Source organism: Ornithinibacillus halotolerans, from assembly GCF_014637405.1.
In the GTDB taxonomy this organism is placed as follows: domain Bacteria; phylum Bacillota; class Bacilli; order Bacillales; family Amphibacillaceae; genus Ornithinibacillus; species Ornithinibacillus halotolerans.
The window spans coordinates 88,175-110,599 of the sequence record NZ_BMEY01000010.1; the positions used below are offsets into that span (position 1 = coordinate 88,175).

The window sequence follows — 22,425 nt, forward strand, 5'->3', positions numbered from 1 at the left end:
TCCCCTATTTAAAGACTTTTAAGGCTTCATATTGAAATCCACATAAGGTATAACCTTGTTTTTGATACATATCCCGCGGTGTATCTTCCCCATCTGCAACTAGAATTACCGTTTTATCATGAACCATTTTCATGACAAATTTTTGAAGTTGGCTACCAATACCTTTACGTTGTAAGTTGTCTATTACAAATAGATTATCAATCTCAGCAGTATCTTCTGTTAAAATTACATCTACCGCTCCTGCAGGCGTATCTTGATAATAAGCAATAATTTGAACAATACTTTCATCTTCAAAACAATTTCGAAGTGAATTTTGTTTCTCTTTTGCAAAGTTTTCACCGAATTGTAAGTCCTGATGAAATTGTAAATTTAAATAATCATGCAATGTAAAAGAATTCACTACCTCAATAGAGATTCCCTCATTTCCTATTACATCTGTAAAATTCTCTGGCTGAATTTTATAAAGTTCTAGAAATCCTATCGAGTAGTCTTTATTGTTTAAATGTTGATTGACATCACTTGAAATTTCTATGTCTTGGGGAAAGATAAACTTAAGATGCTCTTGCCCATTTTTAAGATGGAAATCCCGAAGATAGTTTTCTATTTGCACAAACTCCTCTAGCGTTGGCATCTGTTTAAATTCAATAAAATTACTATCATATCGGGATAACATCTCGGGATAATGGAAATGCTTATAAAGATTGTTTTCGTTTATAATATGACCAATTGTTTGTATGTTTTCAAATGCAATATTCATTGCTGTCTCCTCCCTGTTACCCTGTGCAAATCATGATGATATTACCATCTGGATCTTTTAAATTAAAGTAAGAAAAGTCTTCGAATCTAACAATCTCTGACTCAACATCATAATCTAACTGTTTGATAAAATTATATGCTTCATCAATATTATCTGTATGAAAGTTAAACAGTGGATAGGATTGATTTCCAAGCTTTTTAACTTCACCCTCTGGCCCTGCATCTAGCGTAATACCGACTTGTTGATCCACCTTCAAATTATAGACTGGACGTTGAACAGTGTTTAAGTCATAATCTTGCCCCAGTAAATCTGAGTACCATTTTACAGATTGGGCTAAATCAGTCACATGGATAAAAATCGTATTCATCTTGTTTTGAATTGGATTATTCATGTTCTCACTCCATCTCATAATCTATTAGTATTACTATTCATCAAATAATTCCCATTCCCTTTATTTTAATCGATAAATTAAAAAACGCTCATTAGCATTTCTGTTAGAAAGAATAGGAACTACCACTTCTTGTAAAAGCTCGAAGTTTGTTGCATTCTCTAGGTAAAAAATGTATTCCTCAGAAGGATAGTACAAAATAAGATTAATTTCCCGTGGATGATCTTCTACAGAGTTAAGAATTCGATTTACAACATGTTGAAAGATATGAATAGAAAATGGATTAAAGAAATAGAAATGATTGTCTTTTGAGGAAATTGGATATTCTTCTGCCTTACAACATATAAACTGTAATTTATTATCGATAGATCGCTTCAATTTCTTTGCATATTGTTTTTTATTTTTTATTGCTTTTCTATAAAAAATCTCATTCATCTCTACTCCAATAACGGAGGCATGATAAAAATAGTGAATATAGAAATTTAGTCTACCAAGCCCACAACCAAAATCAACATAATGGTCAGTTCTATATACTTCATATTGTTCAAACAATGCCTCTAATGCTTCGTATGGTGTCGGTTCATAAGGGTGATAATGAATTAAACTATTTGGAACACCTATTCCACTTGTTCGAATGTTTAATAATTTTTCGTAGGAATACTCCTTCATATAAATTTCTCCCTAAATTGGTGGTTTATTGTCATCTTACGCTTGTTTGGAGGCAATAACAAGGTGACTTTTGCCTAAAATTAGGTGGTTGACATAATCTTTAGCTAGTTTGATGGAAACTTTAGCCACTTTACTATAAACTTTAGCTACTTTTGCAACATCTTTAGCTACTTCAACCATATCTTTAGCTTCTATCAAAACCACCAACGTGTTACCCGAATATACCACGTCCCACTTGTTTTCAACCAACAACCAGTTTATTATTAATTAGGTAAACAGAAAGGACGGACTTCATGGATAAACGCGTATACTTTTTAATGATTGTTTCGTTTATTGTTGGAATGGTTGAATTAATCATTAGTGGGTTAGTAGATTTAATTGCTGAAGATTTAAACGTCTCCTTAGCAGCTGCTGGGTTTCTAGTAACTATCTTTTCATTAATCTTTGCGATTGCAGCACCCATTCTATTATTATTGACAGCAAAAATTGAACGAAAAAAATTAACATTGAACTTCTTATTTTTATTCTTAATTGGAAATATAATTTCCGTTCTTAGTCCAACATATACGATTCTCTTTATCGGTAGGACAATTACTGCCTTTAGCTGTGCACTTCTAATTATTCTTTGTTTAGTTATGGCTCCTAAAATTGTAGAGCCAAAATATCGTGGACGAGCAATTGGGATTGTATCAATGGGTGTTAGTGGATCACTCGTACTCGGTGTTCCAATTGGTTTAATGTTAGGAGAAACATTTAGTTGGCGGGCACCATTTGTACTCATTACCATCTTAACGGCTCTCTCTATTATTGGTGTGTATTTCTGGATGGATCGGGTAGAACCTAGCCCTCCTGTGCCACTTAAGGTTCAGTTGGCAACTTTGAGAAGCCGTAAAATACTTTTTGCACATCTTACGACCTTTTTATATATGACAGGGCATTCTGTACTTTATACTTATTTTAAACCTTTTTTACAGGAAACGATGGGCGGCAGTGCAACATGGATAAGCGTACTCTTCCTTGTTTTTGGAGTAGCTGCTGTTAGTGGTGGGGGTATTGGTGGTACATTAGCTGATACACTTGGAACAAAGAGAACGATTGTAGTAGCTATTATAATTTTTGGTGCTGTTATGATGGTAATTCCTTATACTACAAATATTTTACCTGTATTTCTATTCATGCTAGTCGTTTGGGGAGTCATGAGCTGGGCTATTTCGCCAGCGATGCAAAGTTATTTAATTGAGTCATCACCTAGCACATCAGAAATTCAACAAAGTTTAAGTAATTCTGCCCTCCACTTTGGAATTGCAAGTGGTGCATTTCTAGGTGGAATTATTATTGGACAAGCTACTACCCATGCAAATGCATTTATCGGTGGACTATTAATTATTGCCTCTCTAGGAACAATGTATATATCGCTAAAGAGTAAACAAACAGAAATAGCAGTAAATTAAAAAATACCGTTGGGATATCCCGACGGTATTTTTTATTATGCTACATCATAGCCTTGGTCTTCAACTGCTTCTTGTAGTTGTGCTACTGTAACTTTTGCTTCATCATAAGTTACATTTACTTTTCCTGTTGCTAATTCGACTTCTACAGTAGTTACACCTTCTAATTCATTTAGTGCACCTTCTACTGACATTTTGCAATGACCACAAGTCATCCCTCTTACATCTAAAGTTGTTGTTTGCATTGTTTATATCTCCTTTCCAAAAGTTTAAGTATAGTATTGGGGAAAGGACTATCTACCTTCCCCAAAATTCTTATATTTTCACTCGCTTTAGTCGAAGTGAGTTAGTTACCACGCTAACAGAACTAAATGCCATAGCTGCACCAGCAATCCAAGGTGCAAGAAGTCCTAATGCAGCAATAGGAATACCAGCCGTGTTATAACCAAAAGCCCAGAATAAGTTTTGACGGATGTTGCGAATAGTAGCTTTACTAATCTTAATTGCCTGTGGAATTAATAATAGTTCCCCTCCAAGAATGGTAACATCAGCCGCTTCTATCGCTACTTCAGTACCAGTTCCAATCGCAATTCCAATATCAGCTACAGCTAAAGCAGGTGCATCGTTCACTCCATCACCTACCATGGCAACTTTCTTCCCTTGTAACTGGATTTCCTTTACTTTATTTGCTTTTTCTTCTGGCAAAACTTGCGCAATTACTTGGTCAATTCCTACTTGCTTAGCAATAGCTTGTGCAGTACGTTCATTATCACCGGTCAGCATAAACACTTCGAGTCCCAGTTCTTTCATTTCTTTTATAGCTTGTTTCGCAGTCTCTTTTACCGTATCCGCCACTGCAACAATTCCCCTATACTCACCATCGACCGCAATTAACATAGCTGTATTACCATTTACTTCGTATTCAACTAGTTCCTGTTCAACATGTGCCACTGAAATATTGTGTTCCGTCATTAATTTTCTTGTCCCAACTAAGACAGTTTTATCATCTATGACCGCCTCAATACCATGACCAGGTATCGCACGGAAATTAGTTGCTTCTAAGAAAGGAACATTTTTTTCTGTAGCAAAGGAAACAATTGCTTCTGCTAAGGGATGTTCTGAACCTTTTTCTGCACTTGCAAGCAATGATAAAGTTTCATCATCGGCTGTATAGTGCGTTACTTCTGGTTTACCTTTTGTAATTGTACCTGTTTTATCAAGTACAATTGCATTTAATTGGTGAGTACGTTCTAGATGTTCTCCACCTTTGAATAGAATACCGCTTTCTGCTGCCCGACCTGAACCTACCATAATTGAAGTTGGTGTTGCAAGCCCAAGCGCACAAGGGCAGGCAATAACGAGTACCGCTATCGAAGCTACTAATGATGGTTCAAATTCACCTGGTGTTACAAAAATAATCCAAATCAAGAACGTCACAAAGGCGATACCAACAACAATCGGTACAAAATATCCTGAAATAACATCAGCTAATCGTTGAATTGGTGCTTTCGATCCTTGAGCATCCTCTACGACTTTGATAATCGAGGCAAGAGCAGTATCTTTTCCAACTTTTGTTGCTTCCATTTCAATTGTTCCATTTTTATTTATGGTAGAACCAATGACCATTGCACCAGTGTCTTTTTCAATAGGTATAGATTCACCAGTAATCATTGATTCATCGATGGAAGTTCTCCCCTTAATCACGATACCATCCACCGGTATTTTCTCACCAGGCTTCACAATAAGGCGGTCACTTACTGCAACATCTTCTATTGGCACCATCGTTTCTTCACCGTTACGGATCACTCTAGCTTGTTTTGCTTGTAGGTTTAATAATTTTGATATAGCTACAGTTGTTCGGCTTTTTGCACTAGTTTCTAGATATTTACCAAACAGAATTAAAGTAATTAAAACAGCACTAGTTTCAAAGTATAAATGAGGCATGTATGCTGGATTTCCAATCGTTTTAAATGCCTCATATAAACTGTAAAAATAGGCGGCACTAGTACCTAAAGCAACAAGTACATCCATGTTTGCTCCACCATTACGTAGGTTTTTATAAGCACCGACGTAAAATTGCCAGCCAATAATAAATTGTACAGGTGTAGCAAGCGCAAACTGGAACCATGGATTCATGAATATGTCCGGAATATTCATACCACCTAGATGTACAAGCATCGTTACTAATAAAGGTGCAGACAAGAATACAGAAATAATTAGTTTTGTCTTCATCTTTTGAAGTTGTTTTTCCTTTTGTGATTGTTTGTCTTCTTTTTCTGCTTTACGCTTTGCATCATATCCAAGTTTTTGAATTCTTCCTATTAAATCTGGCTCCTCAATAAGCCCAGGGTTATATTCAATGGAAGCACTTTCTGTAGCCAAGTTAACCGTTGCTTGTTTAACCCCATTTTGTTTGTTGAGTACCTTTTCAATACGGGTTGAGCAAGCAGCACAAGTCATTCCATATACATCAAACTCAATTTTTTCAGTCTGCACACCATAGCCAAGCTTTTCTATCTTGGACGTAATATCCTCAACAGTTACCGTTTTCGGATCAAAATCGACCGTTGCCTTTTCTGTTGTTAAGTTAACTTGAGCTTCAACCCCTTCGATTTTATTTAATACTTTCTCAATACGATTGGAACATGCGGCACAAGTCATTCCTGTAACACCAACCGTAATATGTTGGGATTCACTCATTGCAATACCCCCCTACTGTATCTATTTAGAAAAGTGTTTCATAATTTCCATTAGCTCATCAATTGCCTCTTCACCTTGCCCAGACTGGACAGCATCTGTAACACAGTGCTTCATATGTCTTTCTGTAACTTGATAACCAACTTTCTTTAAAGCTGCATTAATCGCACTAATTTGCACAAGTATATCTGCACAATAACGGTCATCCTCAACCATCTTCTGAATACCTCTTACTTGCCCTTCAATCCGCTTTAATCGATTAATTACAGCTTGTTTCTCTGCATCAGTTCGTGGTGTAACTGGGTGATCATGTAAAAAATGATCCATGTGAACACCTTCTTTCCCTCTCTTCATTTATACTATACCCCCCTATCGTATTTATGTCAATAAAAAAACCTACTGTGTATATTGTCTATGAAAATCTGTCCGATGTCTGTGAAAAATGTCACACCAACCTATTATTTTTATTCTTACTATGCAATATGTTCATCAAAACTAATCTTTATTCTTTCATACATAAAAGGTATTTTCTCCCAAAATTAGTTAATGCTATTAAATAATATCGCTAGAAAGGAGTTATTACATGATAGAATTAGAAACAGAGTTACAAGGAAAAAGAGCTTTCTTCGGTGAGGCGCGTAAATTAGCTAAGAAGTTTGGACTAAGCAAATGTGCTAGTTGGGAATATGATGGAGCATTTTTTGATGCAACGATGCATCGTGAAGGTGGGGAAACGATATATCTACGTATCCCTTTTCATGTGTTGGAGGGTATGTTAGATCGCAATGATGCGTTTATTGAATTTGGGAAACCATTTGTAATTAAACATGTTGTCCATCTCGGTTTAGACAAAGATGAAAACTCACTCCTTGCAGCAACAGGCATTAATCAATTTCAGGAGCCACTTGATAAGGATGGATATATTAGGGAAAAGTCAAAGTGGGAAGAAATTGGTGAAGATGTATCCAATGAATTTGCAAGAGAGATTGCAGCAATTCGGGACAGATCCATCTCCTAACATAAAACAACCAATCTGCCATTAGATTGGTTGTTTTATTTATAACATTATTCCCGGTTCATTAAGGATTTCCATATTTACAAACGGAGAAGTTGAGTCTAGTTTCCCTTTTATTTTCTTTATTCGTATCGGCTCTCCTTTTAGCCATTTACCAAAGTCTAGTATAACTGGTCTTTGGTCTCCTCCTATTGAAAACCAAGCTTTTAATTCTTTCGGAAAATACCCGGCTGTATGTATCGTTCCAGCCCAAGCTCCGTACTTCTTAGAAAATACCCCTTCATCGGTATTATTCATCATTTGAAATGCTTGGTAAGCATCCAACAAATCTTGACTACTGTTACTAATAGTCTCCTGTCTCTTCATCGACTCGTCCATTCGATAACGATTCTCTTCAGTAAGTTTCTCAAAGTGATTTGTACAAGCGTTACCATTATGTACGTCAATACGCCTTGGTGAAGCCTCAACTACGAATGTTTGTCCTTCTTTATCAAGTAATACATAATTAAATGAATGTCTATGCGGAATTTCTCTTAAGAGATCTACCGCTTCAGAAACAGTTGCACAAATCTCCAATATCAAGCGACCAACCATATTGCAAACAAATCCATTTCCAGACTTTTTCCGATTTACAAAGTTATATCCCATTGCTAAACCTTTTTCATTTATTCCATCAATCCGTCCTGTAATTTGCATGGAAGGTCCTACTGTAGCATACCCCCCACTGGTAGGCTGAAAGAATATGTACCTACCTTCATATGATGCAGGGTGGTTATCATAATTACGTATCATATAATCTTTCCCAGTAAATATCGAGCAACCACTTTTACCGTACTCCAAATAATAACCACCGAACTCAACAATTGCATCATGTATACTCATCTGAAGTGCATCTGCAAGCCCTTCGATTTCCTCCCACATCCCTGGAGAGAATGTCATGAACATCCGCTTTATCTCTTGTTCATCTATAATAAAATGGTATTTTCGCTTTGATCCCCACTGCAGTTCACGATTAGGGAGAATTGGAGACTCTTTTAATTGTTCACCTTGCATATAACCAAAATCATAATGACTTCCACGAAATTGAATGATTTCGCTAAATACTTGTCTCATCAATTCTCCCCCTCCTGTTTATCACTAGTCTAGTTTATTTTCATTAGAATATGAAAAATTATGCTTGATTGTATAAAAGTATTATCCATAGCCAGCCTATATCTTAAATACGTCCAAAAATAACAAGGCATATCATTGGAGATGTGCCTTGTTATTTTTGTAACGGATAGCATAAATACCACTTATATATAATAGTAACGGCGATCCTATACTAATTATTATATAACTTATCATTGCTGGGGTAGGTATAACTAAGTTAATAAAAATACAATTAAAAACATCGTTTCCAACACATAAATTATTGATGTAATCGGGCTAGCCATCATTACGTCACCAGTTGTTCTATTAAAGGTACTAAGTATCATGGAAACAAAACAAATCATAACATGAATTAATATAGGTTTACAGGATTGCTTTAAAGTTGATTTATAAACCTTCTTCATCTCATTTCCTACCATAATCAGATTTCCCCCTCTATCTATATGACGATACAAGGAGCATTTTAGTTTGAAAAATAATAATAAATACTTCTTTACGTCATTAATGTATCATGCTACTATTTACAATTATATCTTACCAAGTCATATTTCCTTTCCATTCTTTCCAATTGAAATTACTTGGCAAAATACCCTTGGGGCGGCTTTATTAATTGGATCAATTTTATTGTTAACAATTAAACCAAATGTAAGAAAAGAAAAAGATGGAGCTAATCGTTCTTAGCACCATCTTTCATTCATTATATCAACTAAGGACTTCTAGCAAATCCCTTTTAAACGCCTCTCTATCTACCATCTCACAAACTTTCACATTAGGATCTTTTCCACTACGATTATTAATATCAACCATACTATACCCTCGGGTAATTTCTCCCTTTGTTTCCACATCAACGTAATACATATTCGATTTGGTCATTATCTCCTCATTGGCAGCAATAGAAACTAATAATGTGTCTGGATGAGTTGTCCCATTAATTTTATGTACTTCTCGGTTGAATTTTAGTACAACCCTGTTAATATCCATGAAAAACTTTGAGCGGTCAGTTTCTAAACTTTCAATGTCTAAATGATCTATATCCGCCATAACGGAGTACTCTGTACACATATCCCATCCAACCATCGTAATTGGGATTCCGGAATGAAGGACAATCTTTGCAGCCTCTGGGTCAACATAGAAATTGTATTCAGCAGATGCAGTAATATTTCCTAATGAGTTATTCGTTCCACCCATAATATAAACATGTGGGATTGCTTCTACAATTGTAGGGTCTTTTTTGATGGCCATTGCTATGTTAGTCAGTGGAGCAATAGCTAATAATTCTATTTCACCAGGATTTGCTTTTACAGTTTCAATTATAAAATCAACAGCATGATTTTCTTCTGGACGTTGTACGGCTTTATCAAAGAATGAGTCCCCCATACCATCGCTTCCATGAACATCTTCCACTGTTACATGCCCTTTTTCGTTACCTAGAATTGGCCCTTCATACCCTTTATATACCGGCACATAATAATCTGGATTAAATACTTGAATCGTATATAGTGCATTTTCAACCTCTTGGTCAAAATCCACGTTCCCTCCAGTAATTGTGACACCTTCCACTTTAAAATGGTGTAGTGCAGTTAATATTGCAATCGTATCATCACCAGCTGTGTCTGTATCAATAATAACTCTTCTCATTCTGCCTTCCCCCTATGTCTATTTTTCTAGATTCGTAAATTAATTTACTTGCATCATACCACATTTTTATCGGACATGAGCAGAAATTACAATCATTATAAAAAGCACAATTCCTAAGAAATGTGCTTTTACACCTTAATACTCTTCAGACATAGCCTCTTCTTTTGTACGGTGAACAGTTCCTCGTGGATGGTGTGGTGGTGCATAGATTGAATAGAGCTTTATTGGTTCATTACCAGTATTAATTAAGTTATGCCATGTACCAGCTGGAACCATAATAGCGGAATCTTCTTTTACTTTTCTTTCGATACTTAAATTATTTTGGTTTCGGCCCATTCGAACAATTCCTTTTCCTTCTTCAATACGTAAAAATTGATCTGTATCAGGATGAACTTCAAGACCAATATCTCCACCTACTGGAATACTCATCACAGTCACTTGAAGATGTTCTCCAGTCCATAAAGCTGTACGATAATTATTATTTTGCTCACTTGCTGCTTCAATATCTACAACAAACGGATTTGGACCATAATCTCTTAATGGAACTCTTGCCTTCATCTTTTCAATTTGTTGAATCCCCCATCTTTCATCTGATGGATTCATATAACCAGGATTTGGGTATTGTGGAACATAATATGGAACTGGATGCGGATAGACATATGGAATATAATACATAATTTTACATCCTTTCATAGAATTTCTAAATTATTCTATGCAAATGAATGGGTAAGTGTACTTATGAATGGATTTAACGGCATCAATTCATAGTTGAGTCAGTACCTATAAGCAATAATTAGAAGAAAAGGTAAAATAACGACGAGAAAATCATTCACACTAGGCATAAGTTTAAAAATACTACATAGGAATATAAAAGATTACAAATCTTTATATATTAGGATGGGTGATTACATGGATAAAAAATCAGAAAGAAATCAACAACTGCCTGTTAACCAGGATGCAAAACAGGAACAACTCGATCAGTATCGAATTCAAAATACTGGTAACCCAATGACAACTAATCAAAAGCGGAAAATAGCTAATGATTCAGAAACATTAAAAGCAGGAGAACGTGGTCCTTCCCTACACGAGGACTGGCATTATTTTGAGAAAATGTCACACTTCGTACAGGAAGAGGAACCAGAAAGAGTCGTACATGCAAGGGGTTATAGTGCTCACGGTGAGTTTGAATGTTATCAATCTATGAGACATGTAACGAAAGCAGGCTTTTTACAAGAACCAGGTATAAAGACTCCTATAACTTGTCGTTTTTCTACTGTTCAAGGACCAAGAGGATCATATGATACTGCTAGAGATTTACGTTGTAAAGGGGTTAAATTTTATACAGAGGAAGGAAATTACGACCTAACAACCATCGCTATGCCGGTACTCATTAACCAAGATCCGATGAAGTTCCCTGATGTTATTCATGCTTACCAAGCAAAAGATGATGATGATATCCCGACTGCAACAGGGGCTCATGACTACTTTTGGGATTATGTAGCTAATAATCCAGAGTCACTTCATATGGTAACTTGGATTATGTCTGACCGGGGTATTCTAAGAAGTTATCGCATGATGGAATCATGGTCCATTAACACGTATTTATTTGTCAACGAAGAAGGAGTAGCTACCTTTGTTCGATTTGTTTGGAAACCAGTTCTTGGCGTTCATTCCCTCCTGCAAGATGAAGCTATTAAACTAGGAGGAATTGACCCTGATTTCCATAGAAAGGATTTACGAGAAGCAATCGACAAAGGATTTTATCCTGAATATGAATTAGGTGTTCAATTAATTCCACTTGAGGATGAATTTAAATTTGATTTCGATATTCTTGATCCTGCGAAGTTTTGGCCAGAAGAGCTTGTCCCCGTTCAAATCATTGGGAAGTTAACGTTAAATAGAAATATCGATAATTATCATACTGAATCCGAACAAGTAGCATTTAACCCAGCCAATGTCGTGCCAGGTATTGATTTTTCTAATGACCCGGTGTTGCAAGGTAGACTAATTGCATATCATATGGCCCAAACACACCGGATTGGACCAAACTTCCAGGAACTTCCAATCAATAAACCAATCTGCCCATTCCACAACAACCAAAGACGTGGGCCAATGAGATATCGTATTGATGTTGACCAGGTATCTTATCATAAGAACTCTCTAGCAAATAACACACCGCACACAACACCACCTGAGGAAGGTGGATATGAGCATTATCCGAAAAAAGTAGAAGGACACGTAGTACGAGGGCGAAGTGAATCCTTCAATGATTTCTTCTCTCAAGTTAGAATATTTTGGAATAGTTTAACACCAGTTGAGAAACAGCATACTATCGAAGGATTTAGCTACCAACTAGGTAAAGTTAAAAGCGAATCTGTTCGCCAGCAAAATGTTGATCTATTAGTAAATGTAGATAAGGAATTAGCAACAATCGTTGCCGAAAATATTGGCGTTAACCCTCCAAGCGGTACAAATGTACCAGTTGAAACGAGATATCCATCTCTCAGCCAAGCTAATACACCTAAATATGCAGCAACACAGAGAGTAGGCGTACTAATTGGAGATGGTTTTAACTCCCAAGAGGTTAGTGGGGTTCTAAATCAACTAAAACAAAATGGGGTATTTATAAGAATTATTAGTAATAAACTAGGTATGGTAACAGGATCAGACGGTTCACAACTTAAAGTAGACCAAACCTTTATTACTTCAAGTCCATATCTTGTGGATGCTATTTACGTTGTTGGAGGAACTGCGAGAAATCAAGCGATGTTTAATAAAGATGTTACTCGTTTCCTTCATAAAGCATATGAGCAATATAAACCTATTGGTATTGCTTCAACTGGACAGTCTTATTTACAACCGGCAGAACAGAATAATTTAGCTGGGGTTATATTTGCAGCTAATAATCCGAACTTTGGAGAAGACTTTGTTTCAGCTATCTGTAAGCAACGTTTTTGGGATAGAAGATAAAGATAGAAGAATTGTATTGTGGGTAAAATAACAAAGAGTCCTTTACGATACCGTTAAAGGACTTTTTGTTGGTATTTCATCTTTTGTTTCTTATGAAATCATTTATTCGAAAACCATAATATCTTAGTAATTCAGCATCAAATTGATGTAAGAAATCATCTACAGCATCTTCAATCATCTCTAATGTTAGTAACTCATCTGACTTATACAATTGCCAAATAGAAAATAAAGACCATTGGTTTTTCGTGTTCTTCATGAAAGCTAATAAAGGACCTTCTCTTTCATCATGCTCCATGGTGTAGTAATAATAATTCTCTCCACGGTTCCATTTATGTAAGGAGATTGCAAATTCCAGTAAAGCCAGTGATGGCTCTAAGAAATAAATTCTATTATTTATTATAACTTCTAATCTACCTTGTATATCAATTAAAAGTTTACCATTTCGCTGTTTTATTAGTTTTTGCTCAATCTTATTATGATGATCAAAAGCAAATTGAAAATTTAACAAAGTTATTCCTCTCCATATAGACATCCATTAATTTTCTGGTTTTTCATTTAAAACCCATGGAACAGTCGTCTCAAAAGCCAATTGTAATACAGGTTTTGGAAAATTTTGTTGTACAAGAGTGATATCCTTTTCAAAACCTAATGTAAAATTTCCAACTTTAATTGAATTAGAGTCATTCCATTCCGAATCTGTGCAATACTCTCCGCTCACTAGCTTACCGACTAGATGGTAATGTCCGATATAAAGACGAGCACCCTCTTCACTTTCGCCAAACTCAGAAAGATGGATTGGTTTATGTAAGTTAATCCCTAATCTAGTCAATTTCTCTATAATGTTTGGATTGAGTAATTTTACTGCTTCCATATAATTAAGGCAATATATACAGTTACAGTAGTCATTATAATAATGATAAAATTCTTTTGTTTTATGTAAATCAATCTCTAAACGCCATTTCATAAATTCAATTTGCTGCAAATTGCTCACCCTTGCTGATAATGATTCAACATAAAAGAACTAATCTATCCAATAAAAAATTGCATCCAAAATTAAATACTGTCTAGGTTCACGATAAATTGTTGGTATCTGAGCCGGAAAAGGTAAACGTTCATTCAACACTTCTGGTTTAAGCAATTCATAATTATACTCTTCTAATGCTTGTCGTAGCTTCCTAGCAATTTCTCTATATTTATCAGGTAAATGCTCTAATCGATAACCACCAAGAAGTGAACCATATGCACCACCAATTTCTTCTTTTGTTTCTACTCGAATCGTCTTATATCGATCATCCTCTCCCATTATTGCGACTGGAGCAAGACGACTAATATCAATAATTATTCCTTCTATTTCTAACTCTTGAATACCTTTTATCTCTTTTGTAACTTCGACATCTTCTTTTTGGTAACAAAAGAATTCCACAAATGAAGCATATCCACTCCCAAAATGATTCCATTCCGCTTCACACACAATATTAGGTATTCTGTTTATACGATAAAATAACCGTCTTATATGAGCTTCTATTTCTTGGTCATTATTTGTATCATAAGGAAATTCTGTTCCAACTACCTTTCCTTCGATCATTGCTTTCAGTTGTTCATTAGAAAACATGATAGACACCTCACTAACAATACTCAGCCTTTATCAAATACTCTTCTCTTCTTCATTAGTTCTGCTACTTGTTGAGAACTCGGATTATGTTCCTGTTTTAGTTTTTCAATAATACTATTATAATCTGTCTTATTCCGATTCTGACTTAGCTTATATGCAGCCTGTATTTCTTCTACTTTAATCTTAAATCCAACAATCCCTTTTATTTGCCTTTTCGATTGAGAAGATAGGTTTTCCCATAATGCGGCATTTTCTCGATGGTTTTCGTACTTTTTTAATAAAAGTTTAAGATCTTCTTCTAGCTCTTGTTCATTCATTAAGCTAGCTTTTCCATATATATGGACAGATTGATAATTCCAAGTTGGTACATTTTCATGGCTATACCAGGTCGATGAAACATAAGCGTGTGGTCCCTGGTATATAACAAGAACATTTTCATTCAATGTCTTCCATTGTGGGTTGGCATAAGCGAAATGTCCTGTTATATAATAGTCATCTCCTTGTTTATGTAACTCCAAAGGCAGATGAGTAGCAATAGGTTTCCCTTGTTCAGTTGTAACAATAGTACCAAAAGAATTCATTTCAATAAATTCTATTACTTCATCAACATCTGTAACTTTAAAGTGTTTCGGAATATACATGAAACCTCTCCTTTATAATAAACAAAGATTAGTATATTAGGATTTATTTAATTGTTGAATAATTAACGGTATCTCATTTAAATCCTCAATTATATAATCTGTATCAACTTTTTTCCATTGAATATCTCTTCTCCAAATCGTCCACATTCCAGCATCCTTTGCACCTTTCATATCATTGATAGGGTGGTCTCCTACGAACATAACCTCATTAGGTAAAACTTGTAATTGAAGTAGTGCTCTATGGAAGATATCAGGATTAGGTTTCTTAATGCCTTCCCATTCTGAAATTAGAATCGTATGAAAATATCCTTGTATTCCTAATGCACGTATATTGTCCATTTGAAACTGCCCAAAACCATTTGTAATCATTCCTAATTGAATAGAATGATTTTTTAAACACTCCAAAGTCCTTCTAAGATTAGAAAACGGAATACAGCTATGGTGAAATTCGGTAATGTAATCTTGTAACAAAGTTTCCCAAGATAAATCAGTAACATTAAATTCTTCCAATAATTGCTGATACACCTTATCCTTCCACACATAACCACGACAATCTAATTCTATAAATCTGGCAATATATTTTTCCCTCGGTATTTCCGTTAACCAATTAGAAAACCGATCATATTGACCTTCTACAAATTTTAATAATGATGCATCTCTATTTAATAACGTACCATCCAAATCGAAGAGAACTGCTTTTATCATTTTTATACACATCCATCTTTAATTCAATTCTTCTACTAATGCTTCAATCGCCTGCATTACTTCTTTTCTATTCTCCTCGGAATTCATCTCATTCCTTGCATGGAGCAGTACAGGCCGAACGGATTCTACCGACCTACCAAACTCGTACATCCACTCATATCTTGGAACCATCCAAGTATGAAAATGATGGGTAGTATCCTCATTATAAAAATAATAGACATAATCAATTCCTAAGACTTTTCGTTGCACTTTTCTAATCTTGGTCAAGATTCGGATGTAATCCAACTGTTCTTCTTCGGTTAACTCATCAAAGCATGTTATATGACGCTTGGATGCTAGAATCACAAGTCCTTTTATTGGATAGGCAACATCTTGGTGAGCATGAAAGTATTCTGTTTCTACTATCACACCACCATCAGGCTCAATCACACCACTTGTTAACGCACAGCTTAAACACTCAATCTCTACTGTTCTTCCATTTGAAAGTGTTATTGTCCTCATTAAATTTCCTCTCCTCTACCGTGCAGAATGTATCCCTTCTTTTATTGCCCAAATATGATGTTCATGAGTGAAAAGCTCCTCTACCTTTTCTATCCTTACCCATTCTTTTATTTGGCCTTCTTCCAATGGATTCTGTGTTTTTTCCAACAATTCAACCCTATAGAAATAACCATTACTTAATAAGGGATCTCCTTTTAGAGACAGAAAATAACAACTTGCATTTCCGATAAATGATTTTATATCAATTGAGTATCCTGTTTCTTCAAGCATCTCCCTTCTTAGACAAATTTCATTACTTTCATCATGTTCCACACCACCACCTGGCAAAAAATAACCACCATTAGGGGTACGTACTGCTAATACTTTTTCTTTCCCATTATTAAATGTAACTCCATAAATTCCTTTCCTCATCGTGTAATCAACATTTTTCTCTTTCGTTCCAAAAACAGCAGTCATTTTTTCACTTTCCAGTCTTTGTAATAAATTATATCAATTCCTAGTTCGTTATTTTTCATCCAGTCAAATGCCTTTAGCACTAATGGCGAGGCATTATCTAATGACACATCTTGCTCAGTCACCCAAACAGCCCCGAGGGAATCTTGTCCTTCAAACTGTTCTGGAGCACTTATCTTTCCACCTATTCGATTCACTAGATAATAGACTGCAATATGGTGAACATCCGTGAATTCCTTCCACTCCCAAGGTAGCTGAAAATCAATTACACCAATATTTTCTACAATTTCAATATCAATCCCCGTTTCTTCCTTAAACTCCCTTTGCATAGCTTTAGTCAAACTCTCTCCCTCTTCTAGACTTCCACCAGGGAGGTCATAACGCTTCTTATAAGGACCACCATTTTTATTAATAACGAGCAGTTTATTATTTTCTATGTAAATTCCATATACGCCAAAGGCTCTGTGATATTTCCTAGTTTTTTGCATACTTATCTCCTTTACATCCATTTAGTTATTTACCATTATAAATTATTTAAAATTTAAAAGTAGACTTATATTTCCGAAAAATATAGAATGAGAATTAACGTATGCAAAAAAACACCTTACACTATAGCAAGGTGTTTTTTATAAGTTTTAAGATAATTAGGAAACAAGTTTTAAGCCTACAGCTGAACATAAAACAATTGCGATAAAAACCATCCGCTTCCAATCTTTTGATTCCCCATAAAATATCATTCCGACAAGTGCACCACCAACAACACCAATCCCAGTCCAGATAGCATAAGCTGTGCCCATTGGAATAAATTCCATAGAATAACTCAACAATGCAAGACTTAAGCCAAACCCTAGAATCAAATAAACTACCGTTTGCCAGTTTCTTTTAACAGACAACTGATTAATCATGGCTACTCCAAATGTCTCTAATAAACCTGCTAATATTAACGTAACCCAAGCCATCAGGATTCAGCCCCTTTCTTATTACCTTCATCTGTCACCAACTTTAAACCAATTACCCCAACTAACAGCGTAAAAATGAGTATTATTTTAATCCAACGAAATGGCTCATCAAAAAATAGTATTTCAGAAATTACTGTTCCTGCAGTACCTAACCCAACAAAGACAGCATAAGCTGTTCCAGCTGGTAGCACTTGTGCTGCTGTAATCATTAAATAATTACTTATAATTATTAAAACCGCCGTAGCAGTCCAAGTCCAAGCATTATAGGAATGAGCCAAACCAATTACCCAAAACACTTCTAGTACAGCTGCAATAAATAATTGAATCCAATATCGATTCATAAAAACACCTCCACTTTTAATAACAAAAAACTAAAAAGCCCTGAGAGAAAACGAATAACGTTTCTCCCGGGCTTTTATCCCTCCGTGGCACAGTAAATCACTGCGAGCTTTCTCTCGGTCCAGTCCAATAATTATTGCGGAACCCTAGAAAACTTATGAATAATCTAATTGTTTATTATTATATCAGTAATGATTTAAATCACAAGCAACTTCTTGTGTTAGATTCACTTTAATGAACTGAGATTAATTTAACAACCTCACTTCTCCCACTCACATCTTATAGCAAGCTGTCCATTTACTAGTTCACTCGCAATCGTTCCATTCATTTTATCCATAAAACTTTTCACAATCGACAGTCCTAATCCTGTGCTATTGTCTGAACGTGATTGATCTACCATATAAAATCGATCGAATATTCGTTCAACATCTTGTTTAGTTAGTGTATAGGCATCATTTTTAATACTCAACATAATTGTCGATTCTTTTTCTTCAAGACTAATTATTATATTACCATCTGAATGTTTAATTGCATTAGAAATCAAGTTTTCTACTACTCTTGATACAGCTGACTCATCCGCAATAATAAATAAATTACCTTTAGGAATATTTATTATTGGTTCCAGATTTTTCTCGTTAAAACGATCATAAAAACTCATAATAGTATCAACGACTAACCTGTTTATATTAATTCGTTCGGACTTAAGTTTATGTTCTGCGGATTCAATTACACTTAATTCGAAAAAATCATTCAACAATGCCTCTAATCGCTTGGCTCGCTGTTTAGCAATGGATAAAAATTCTTCTTTTTCTTCCAGCTCTACATTCTCCGCTTCCGCCATTTGTATATACCCTAAAATAGACGTTAATGGAGTCCTTAAGTCATGGGATATATTTGCAACAGCTTGTTTCTGTTCCATCTCAAAACGTATCTTCTCTCTATGTTCGGTAACATACATATCCATCAGTTTATTGATTTGTATGCCAAGCTTTTCGATATCTTTATCCATTAAAGCAATATCTATCTTTTTATTTGTTTTTCGGTTCGTATATTTCTGTAATTGTTGAGAAATATTATGTACTTCTTTTTTAATAGAAAAAAGGCGAGTGAATAAAAAGACCGCTATAATAGAAATGGTTATTACTATATAAACCAATACATTCACTCACCTTTTCTTCTTACTTAATTTCTTTTTTGTTAAAAACAAGAATTCCACATAAAACAAGAATAATTAAACTTACTGCCCCAATAATAATTGACTTAATCATGTCAACGCTTGTCATATTAGCGTTAAATACCTCATTAAATTGGCGAAAAATAGAATTCTCATAAATTAAATTTATTATAGGTAAACTCTGGAATTTTTCTATTGCAAACATCAATATAGTAAATAGTATTGAAAAGATAATTGTTTTCCCGCTGTCCTCTGTAATAATAGCTAGTACTAATAAAATGGCTATATAACCTAATAATTGTAATATAAATAATCCATATGATTTACCTAAATATATCAAATTAGAATCACTTAAAGTATCTCCGTTACCAGTAAGAACGATTAATATTAAGCCAGTCATCACTGGAATAAGCACTGCCAAAACAATAGAACCTAGTGAAAGAACAATAAACTTTGTTAAATAGATTTTGAATCTCTTATGGCCACTAATTAACTGATTTTTAATGACACCACTTTGTGAAAACTCTATGGATATAAAGAAGGCTGCTAAAGGGCTAATGATAAGATTAAAAAACATTGGAACAGAAAACATCGTTAATGCATTTAACTCACCAATCCCAGCGCTGTCGTAAGTGGTTCCAGTTATTTGCCACCAATCAATAAGGATGAGGTAATGTAACAATACGCTTAAGCCCGTTACACTCACTAAGGTTACCCAAAATGTCCTGTTACGTTGTAACTTAAAGATTTCTGACCTCATGAGATTATTCATTGTCAGCGCCCCCTACAATCCTTGAAAAGTAGCTTTCCAGACTGTCTCCATTTTGTGAGAGATGTTCAATAATAAGTCCATTATCGGTGAGAGATTTTGACACATTACGTACATCATCAAGGTAACTATAAAGTCTAATCGTACCATCCGGCATTACTTCAAAATTAGTAGTGGCTAACTTTTCTTCCAAAATAGTTGCGCCCCTTGTTGTGTTATCAACCTTAATTTGCAAATGTTGTTTGCATTTTTCATCTAATTCTTTTGCAGTTAGTTCTTCCAATAAAATCCCTTGATGAATAATACCAAATTTAGTAGCTAACTGATGGAGTTCACTTAATATATGACTCGATATCAATACAGTTAACCCCTTTTCACGATTCAAACGCTTAATTAATTCCCTTAATTCAACAATTCCCATTGGATCTAATCCATTTGTCGGCTCATCAAGTATTAAGAATTCAGGGTCACTTAATAGAGCAACCGCAAGACCTAGCCTTTGTTTCATGCCTAGGGAGAAGTTCCTCACTTTTTTCTTTCCTGTACCCTCGAGTCCTACAAGATCTAACGTTTTCTCAATACACTCTCTACCCGGTATCCCTTTTTGTAATCGATGAACTTCTAAGTTTTCATAGGCAGTCATATTTTGGAATAGTGCTGGTTGTTCAATAATGGCAGCTATGCGTTTCTGTGCCTCTGTTAATTCACTTGAGGCAGCATTATGAAATAACTCTATTGACCCACTTGTTGGGAAGGCCAGTCCAGTTACTAAACGCAACATCGTTGATTTGCCAACTCCATTTTGTCCGATAAACCCGTAAATTTCACCCTTCTGTATAGAAATATTTATATCCTTAAGAGCAACATGCTGTTTGTATTGTTTGGAAAGATTATTTGTTTTCAATATATATTCACTCATCATTGATAGCCTCCCTCTCGTACTGTCTTTATTATCCGTTCTAAACTATAAGAAAGGCTTAAGATAATTCTTAAGAAAACCTTAAGATTTTAATCGATAACCCATTCCCCAGATTGTTTCGATATACTCACCATTTGGGTTGGCCGTTGCTAGTTTATTTCTTAGATTACTCATATGAACATTCACTGTATTATCATCCCCGTGGTATGGCTCGTTCCATACACTTTCGAAGAGGTTTGACTTAGAGAAGACTTTATGAGGAGATGACAAAAGCAAGTATAATATGGCATATTCTCGTTTAGTTAATGAAAGTTTCGTGTTATTAATATAAACTGTTTTTGCATCAATATCTAACCTGATATCTTTATGAGTTAATGCAGGTTGCTTTGTGGGAATCTGACTTTGTTTGTACCTTCTTAATACAGAGTCAATACGTGCAGATACTTCTTCTACATCAAAAGGTTTGGAAATAAAATCATCTGCTCCTGATCGTAAACTATCAATCTTTATATACTGATCATTCTTTGCCGAAATAATAATAACGGGAACTGTACCACTTGACCTAATTTTCGTAAGAATGTCCTCGCCTCTCATACCAGGAAGCATTAAATCAAGCAACACTAAATCCCACTCTTGTTGTTCTAAATAAATCATCGCTTCTGTTCCGGAATAAGCAGATTGAGCAAAGTAGTTACTTTTTCGGATTATTCTACATAATAATTGGTTAATATCATTGTCATCTTCAACAACTAGAATATTTATTTTTCGTTCCAAATGTATCATCCTTTCCAAACTATTATTGTTTTATCCTTCCACATCATGCAGGGATAAAAGGATAAGAAAATGATACATTCTCTGGCTCACCCTTCATCAGATAATCATTTACACTACCTTCATATTCCAAACGAAGATCAGGTAATTCCTGCAAATCATGTGGTGCTACAAGCGATACTGAATTTTCAAATTGAATAACATTAGATCCCTCTAATACTGATGCAACAAATTCCGAACAAAAATAAGAGTTCTTTCTAGTTAATGGCCTGTTAAAAACAAATCCAAATAACCCTAAAAAATTATAGTGATACGCATCTTTTTCTGCACTAATTTCCTCAATATAGTTTTTGATAGTTTGCAATTGGTTATCCGTGACAGTTAATGAATAGATTGCACATCTTGCATGGTTTAATAGTTTGGAATTTACATCTTCTTGTACAAATCCCCCGTTTAATGGATTATGGATATTCTTTCTGCCAAAACTATAAACCTCTTCTAAATTTGAATCCAAGGCAATAGAAGCGTGATTATATGGTTTATTGGTATATAGTTTTATTAACTTTGTTAAGAACGACCCGGTATCTGTTAAAAGAATGTATATCTTACTTTCTTTCATATTCATTCTCCTTTTTCTTTAATTGATAAGTCTACTATACAAATCAATTAGTAAGAAAAACTTAAAAACTTTCTTAAGAAATCCTTAAGTTTTTAGAAAGAGAAACAGACTAGGACAAAACTATTCCTAATAAAGGTAAACATTCCGAGTGGGATCATGGAGGTGGAGATCATCCCCATTACTCAAAAACTCTCCCTAAGTAAACTTCCTCTACTATTTCTTGTAAAAA

Annotated in this window: 30 protein-coding genes and 1 riboswitch; of the genes, 4 read left to right on the top strand and 26 right to left on the bottom strand. The window is 34.9% G+C overall.

Annotation, left to right across the window (positions count from 1 at the left end):
• Positions 1-4: 4 nt before the first annotated feature.
• From IEV35_RS11190 to IEV35_RS11205, 4 genes are read right to left on the bottom strand one after another with little or no spacing between them, the layout of a single operon-like run.
• A complete protein-coding gene (locus IEV35_RS11190) occupies positions 5-757 on the bottom strand; it encodes a GNAT family N-acetyltransferase (RefSeq protein WP_188384743.1) in 753 nt (250 codons plus the stop codon).
• A gap of 16 nt (positions 758-773) precedes the next feature.
• Positions 774-1,148 (bottom strand): VOC family protein, encoded by a 375-nt coding sequence (locus tag IEV35_RS11195; protein WP_188384744.1) that lies wholly within the window; start codon positions 1,146-1,148, stop codon positions 774-776.
• Between the two features lie 60 nt (positions 1,149-1,208).
• The gene (locus tag IEV35_RS11200; RefSeq protein WP_188384745.1) at positions 1,209-1,814 is read right to left on the bottom strand and encodes a class I SAM-dependent methyltransferase; all 606 of its coding nucleotides are present in this window, start codon (positions 1,812-1,814) and stop codon (positions 1,209-1,211) included.
• Positions 1,815-1,850: 36 nt separating this feature from the next.
• Positions 1,851-2,021, bottom strand: coding sequence for a hypothetical protein (locus tag IEV35_RS11205; RefSeq protein ID WP_229740725.1), 171 nt, complete (start codon positions 2,019-2,021; stop codon positions 1,851-1,853).
• A gap of 86 nt (positions 2,022-2,107) precedes the next feature.
• On the opposite strand from IEV35_RS11205, the gene IEV35_RS11210 reads away from it, so the two are divergent.
• The gene (locus tag IEV35_RS11210; RefSeq protein ID WP_188384747.1) at positions 2,108-3,265 is read left to right on the top strand and encodes an MFS transporter; all 1,158 of its coding nucleotides are present in this window, start codon (positions 2,108-2,110) and stop codon (positions 3,263-3,265) included.
• 35 nt (positions 3,266-3,300) lie between these two features.
• Here the strand turns inward: IEV35_RS11210 and copZ are convergent, their stop codons facing one another.
• The 3 genes from copZ to IEV35_RS11225 form a co-directional block, all read right to left on the bottom strand.
• Positions 3,301-3,507 carry a copper chaperone CopZ gene (gene copZ, locus IEV35_RS11215; protein ID WP_188384748.1) on the bottom strand — a complete coding sequence of 69 codons (207 nt, stop codon included), beginning with the start codon at positions 3,505-3,507 and terminating at the stop codon, positions 3,301-3,303.
• A gap of 70 nt (positions 3,508-3,577) precedes the next feature.
• Entirely contained in the window at positions 3,578-5,962 is a 2,385-nt protein-coding gene (locus IEV35_RS11220; RefSeq protein WP_188384749.1) for a heavy metal translocating P-type ATPase, read from the bottom strand.
• Positions 5,963-5,983: 21 nt separating this feature from the next.
• The gene (locus tag IEV35_RS11225; RefSeq protein ID WP_188384803.1) at positions 5,984-6,286 is read right to left on the bottom strand and encodes a metal-sensing transcriptional repressor; all 303 of its coding nucleotides are present in this window, start codon (positions 6,284-6,286) and stop codon (positions 5,984-5,986) included.
• 256 nt (positions 6,287-6,542) lie between these two features.
• On the opposite strand from IEV35_RS11225, the gene IEV35_RS11230 reads away from it, so the two are divergent.
• Positions 6,543-6,977: a YugN family protein gene (locus tag IEV35_RS11230; protein WP_188384750.1), complete on the top strand. Its 435-nt coding sequence runs from the start codon at positions 6,543-6,545 to the stop codon at positions 6,975-6,977.
• Between the two features lie 39 nt (positions 6,978-7,016).
• Here IEV35_RS11230 and IEV35_RS11235 read toward each other — a convergent pair whose 3' ends face one another.
• Both IEV35_RS11235 and IEV35_RS11240 read right to left on the bottom strand, forming a co-directional pair.
• Positions 7,017-8,087 (bottom strand): C45 family autoproteolytic acyltransferase/hydrolase, encoded by a 1,071-nt coding sequence (locus IEV35_RS11235; protein ID WP_188384751.1) that lies wholly within the window; start codon positions 8,085-8,087, stop codon positions 7,017-7,019.
• Between the two features lie 251 nt (positions 8,088-8,338).
• Positions 8,339-8,545 carry a hypothetical protein gene (locus IEV35_RS11240; protein ID WP_188384752.1) on the bottom strand — a complete coding sequence of 69 codons (207 nt, stop codon included), beginning with the start codon at positions 8,543-8,545 and terminating at the stop codon, positions 8,339-8,341.
• A gap of 49 nt (positions 8,546-8,594) precedes the next feature.
• Here IEV35_RS11240 and IEV35_RS11245 point away from each other — a divergent pair, with 49 nt between their 5' ends.
• Positions 8,595-8,807 (top strand): hypothetical protein, encoded by a 213-nt coding sequence (locus tag IEV35_RS11245; protein WP_188384753.1) that lies wholly within the window; start codon positions 8,595-8,597, stop codon positions 8,805-8,807.
• A gap of 21 nt (positions 8,808-8,828) precedes the next feature.
• On the opposite strand, the gene IEV35_RS11250 is transcribed toward IEV35_RS11245, so the two are convergent.
• Together IEV35_RS11250 and IEV35_RS11255 are read right to left on the bottom strand one after the other, a co-directional pair.
• Positions 8,829-9,764, bottom strand: a complete 936-nt coding sequence (locus tag IEV35_RS11250; RefSeq protein ID WP_188384754.1) for a nucleoside hydrolase — start codon at positions 9,762-9,764, stop codon at positions 8,829-8,831.
• 135 nt (positions 9,765-9,899) lie between these two features.
• A complete protein-coding gene (locus IEV35_RS11255; RefSeq protein WP_188384755.1) occupies positions 9,900-10,439 on the bottom strand; it encodes a cupin domain-containing protein in 540 nt (179 codons plus the stop codon).
• A gap of 234 nt (positions 10,440-10,673) precedes the next feature.
• On the opposite strand from IEV35_RS11255, the gene IEV35_RS11260 reads away from it, so the two are divergent.
• Positions 10,674-12,734 (top strand): catalase, encoded by a 2,061-nt coding sequence (locus IEV35_RS11260; protein ID WP_188384756.1) that lies wholly within the window; start codon positions 10,674-10,676, stop codon positions 12,732-12,734.
• A gap of 76 nt (positions 12,735-12,810) precedes the next feature.
• On the opposite strand, the gene IEV35_RS11265 is transcribed toward IEV35_RS11260, so the two are convergent.
• From IEV35_RS11265 to IEV35_RS11335, 15 genes are all read right to left on the bottom strand, one after another.
• Entirely contained in the window at positions 12,811-13,242 is a 432-nt protein-coding gene (locus IEV35_RS11265) for a DUF7878 domain-containing protein (protein ID WP_188384757.1), read from the bottom strand.
• 27 nt (positions 13,243-13,269) lie between these two features.
• Entirely contained in the window at positions 13,270-13,716 is a 447-nt protein-coding gene (locus IEV35_RS11270) for a hypothetical protein (RefSeq protein WP_188384758.1), read from the bottom strand.
• A 39-nt stretch (positions 13,717-13,755) separates the two neighbouring features.
• Entirely contained in the window at positions 13,756-14,346 is a 591-nt protein-coding gene (locus IEV35_RS11275; RefSeq protein WP_188384759.1) for a hypothetical protein, read from the bottom strand.
• 23 nt (positions 14,347-14,369) lie between these two features.
• On the bottom strand, positions 14,370-14,987 hold the full coding sequence (locus tag IEV35_RS11280; protein WP_188384760.1) for an FMN-binding negative transcriptional regulator: 618 nt from the start codon (positions 14,985-14,987) through the stop codon (positions 14,370-14,372).
• 36 nt (positions 14,988-15,023) lie between these two features.
• Positions 15,024-15,692: an HAD family hydrolase gene (locus IEV35_RS11285; protein WP_188384761.1), complete on the bottom strand. Its 669-nt coding sequence runs from the start codon at positions 15,690-15,692 to the stop codon at positions 15,024-15,026.
• Positions 15,693-15,710: 18 nt separating this feature from the next.
• On the bottom strand, positions 15,711-16,193 hold the full coding sequence (locus IEV35_RS11290; protein WP_188384762.1) for an HIT family protein: 483 nt from the start codon (positions 16,191-16,193) through the stop codon (positions 15,711-15,713).
• 15 nt (positions 16,194-16,208) lie between these two features.
• Positions 16,209-16,649: an NUDIX hydrolase gene (locus IEV35_RS11295; protein ID WP_188384763.1), complete on the bottom strand. Its 441-nt coding sequence runs from the start codon at positions 16,647-16,649 to the stop codon at positions 16,209-16,211.
• The gene (locus IEV35_RS11300) at positions 16,646-17,134 is read right to left on the bottom strand and encodes an NUDIX hydrolase (protein WP_188384764.1); all 489 of its coding nucleotides are present in this window, start codon (positions 17,132-17,134) and stop codon (positions 16,646-16,648) included. Before IEV35_RS11300 ends, IEV35_RS11295 begins: the two co-directional genes overlap by 4 nt.
• Before the next feature lie 156 nt (positions 17,135-17,290).
• On the bottom strand, positions 17,291-17,605 hold the full coding sequence (locus IEV35_RS11305; RefSeq protein WP_188384765.1) for a DMT family transporter: 315 nt from the start codon (positions 17,603-17,605) through the stop codon (positions 17,291-17,293).
• The gene (locus IEV35_RS11310) at positions 17,605-17,946 is read right to left on the bottom strand and encodes a DMT family transporter (protein WP_188384766.1); all 342 of its coding nucleotides are present in this window, start codon (positions 17,944-17,946) and stop codon (positions 17,605-17,607) included. The genes IEV35_RS11305 and IEV35_RS11310 overlap by 1 nt, the downstream gene beginning before the upstream one ends.
• 61 nt (positions 17,947-18,007) lie before the next feature.
• Positions 18,008-18,105, bottom strand: a riboswitch (guanidine-I (ykkC/yxkD leader).
• 98 nt (positions 18,106-18,203) lie between these two features.
• Positions 18,204-19,109, bottom strand: coding sequence for a sensor histidine kinase (locus tag IEV35_RS11315; protein ID WP_373284740.1), 906 nt, complete (start codon positions 19,107-19,109; stop codon positions 18,204-18,206).
• A gap of 13 nt (positions 19,110-19,122) precedes the next feature.
• Positions 19,123-19,890 (bottom strand): DUF2705 family protein, encoded by a 768-nt coding sequence (locus IEV35_RS11320; RefSeq protein WP_188384768.1) that lies wholly within the window; start codon positions 19,888-19,890, stop codon positions 19,123-19,125.
• Positions 19,883-20,806, bottom strand: coding sequence for an ATP-binding cassette domain-containing protein (locus IEV35_RS11325; protein ID WP_188384769.1), 924 nt, complete (start codon positions 20,804-20,806; stop codon positions 19,883-19,885). The genes IEV35_RS11320 and IEV35_RS11325 overlap by 8 nt, the downstream gene beginning before the upstream one ends.
• Before the next feature lie 81 nt (positions 20,807-20,887).
• The gene (locus tag IEV35_RS11330; RefSeq protein WP_188384770.1) at positions 20,888-21,580 is read right to left on the bottom strand and encodes a response regulator transcription factor; all 693 of its coding nucleotides are present in this window, start codon (positions 21,578-21,580) and stop codon (positions 20,888-20,890) included.
• A 43-nt stretch (positions 21,581-21,623) separates the two neighbouring features.
• Positions 21,624-22,196 (bottom strand): hypothetical protein, encoded by a 573-nt coding sequence (locus IEV35_RS11335; RefSeq protein ID WP_188384771.1) that lies wholly within the window; start codon positions 22,194-22,196, stop codon positions 21,624-21,626.
• Positions 22,197-22,425: the final 229 nt, after the last annotated feature.

Bases quoted from the DNA above. Each gene is read 5' to 3' on its own strand.
- IEV35_RS11325 (WP_188384769.1), bottom strand. From the start codon at position 20,806: ATGAGTGAATATATATTGAAAACAAATAATCTTTCCAAACAATACAAA.
- IEV35_RS11260 (WP_188384756.1), top strand. From the start codon at position 10,674: ATGGATAAAAAATCAGAAAGAAATCAACAACTGCCTGTTAACCAGGAT.
- IEV35_RS11300 (WP_188384764.1), bottom strand. From the start codon at position 17,134: ATGCAAAAAACTAGGAAATATCACAGAGCCTTTGGCGTATATGGAATT.
- IEV35_RS11280 (WP_188384760.1), bottom strand. From the start codon at position 14,987: ATGTATATTCCGAAACACTTTAAAGTTACAGATGTTGATGAAGTAATA.
- IEV35_RS11310 (WP_188384766.1), bottom strand. From the start codon at position 17,946: ATGAATCGATATTGGATTCAATTATTTATTGCAGCTGTACTAGAAGTG.
- IEV35_RS11335 (WP_188384771.1), bottom strand. From the start codon at position 22,196: ATGAAAGAAAGTAAGATATACATTCTTTTAACAGATACCGGGTCGTTC.
- IEV35_RS11250 (WP_188384754.1), bottom strand. From the start codon at position 9,764: ATGAGAAGAGTTATTATTGATACAGACACAGCTGGTGATGATACGATT.
- IEV35_RS11255 (WP_188384755.1), bottom strand. From the start codon at position 10,439: ATGTATTATATTCCATATGTCTATCCGCATCCAGTTCCATATTATGTT.
- IEV35_RS11285 (WP_188384761.1), bottom strand. From the start codon at position 15,692: ATGATAAAAGCAGTTCTCTTCGATTTGGATGGTACGTTATTAAATAGA.
- IEV35_RS11230 (WP_188384750.1), top strand. From the start codon at position 6,543: ATGATAGAATTAGAAACAGAGTTACAAGGAAAAAGAGCTTTCTTCGGT.
- IEV35_RS11305 (WP_188384765.1), bottom strand. From the start codon at position 17,605: ATGGCTTGGGTTACGTTAATATTAGCAGGTTTATTAGAGACATTTGGA.
- copZ (WP_188384748.1), bottom strand. From the start codon at position 3,507: ATGCAAACAACAACTTTAGATGTAAGAGGGATGACTTGTGGTCATTGC.
- IEV35_RS11275 (WP_188384759.1), bottom strand. From the start codon at position 14,346: ATGTTTTCTAATGAACAACTGAAAGCAATGATCGAAGGAAAGGTAGTT.
- IEV35_RS11200 (WP_188384745.1), bottom strand. From the start codon at position 1,814: ATGAAGGAGTATTCCTACGAAAAATTATTAAACATTCGAACAAGTGGA.
- IEV35_RS11295 (WP_188384763.1), bottom strand. From the start codon at position 16,649: ATGACTGCTGTTTTTGGAACGAAAGAGAAAAATGTTGATTACACGATG.
- IEV35_RS11210 (WP_188384747.1), top strand. From the start codon at position 2,108: ATGGATAAACGCGTATACTTTTTAATGATTGTTTCGTTTATTGTTGGA.
- IEV35_RS11235 (WP_188384751.1), bottom strand. From the start codon at position 8,087: ATGAGACAAGTATTTAGCGAAATCATTCAATTTCGTGGAAGTCATTAT.
- IEV35_RS11195 (WP_188384744.1), bottom strand. From the start codon at position 1,148: ATGAATAATCCAATTCAAAACAAGATGAATACGATTTTTATCCATGTG.
- IEV35_RS11290 (WP_188384762.1), bottom strand. From the start codon at position 16,193: ATGAGGACAATAACACTTTCAAATGGAAGAACAGTAGAGATTGAGTGT.
- IEV35_RS11220 (WP_188384749.1), bottom strand. From the start codon at position 5,962: ATGAGTGAATCCCAACATATTACGGTTGGTGTTACAGGAATGACTTGT.
- IEV35_RS11320 (WP_188384768.1), bottom strand. From the start codon at position 19,890: ATGAATAATCTCATGAGGTCAGAAATCTTTAAGTTACAACGTAACAGG.
- IEV35_RS11190 (WP_188384743.1), bottom strand. From the start codon at position 757: ATGAATATTGCATTTGAAAACATACAAACAATTGGTCATATTATAAAC.
- IEV35_RS11225 (WP_188384803.1), bottom strand. From the start codon at position 6,286: ATGGATCATTTTTTACATGATCACCCAGTTACACCACGAACTGATGCA.
- IEV35_RS11240 (WP_188384752.1), bottom strand. From the start codon at position 8,545: ATGGTAGGAAATGAGATGAAGAAGGTTTATAAATCAACTTTAAAGCAA.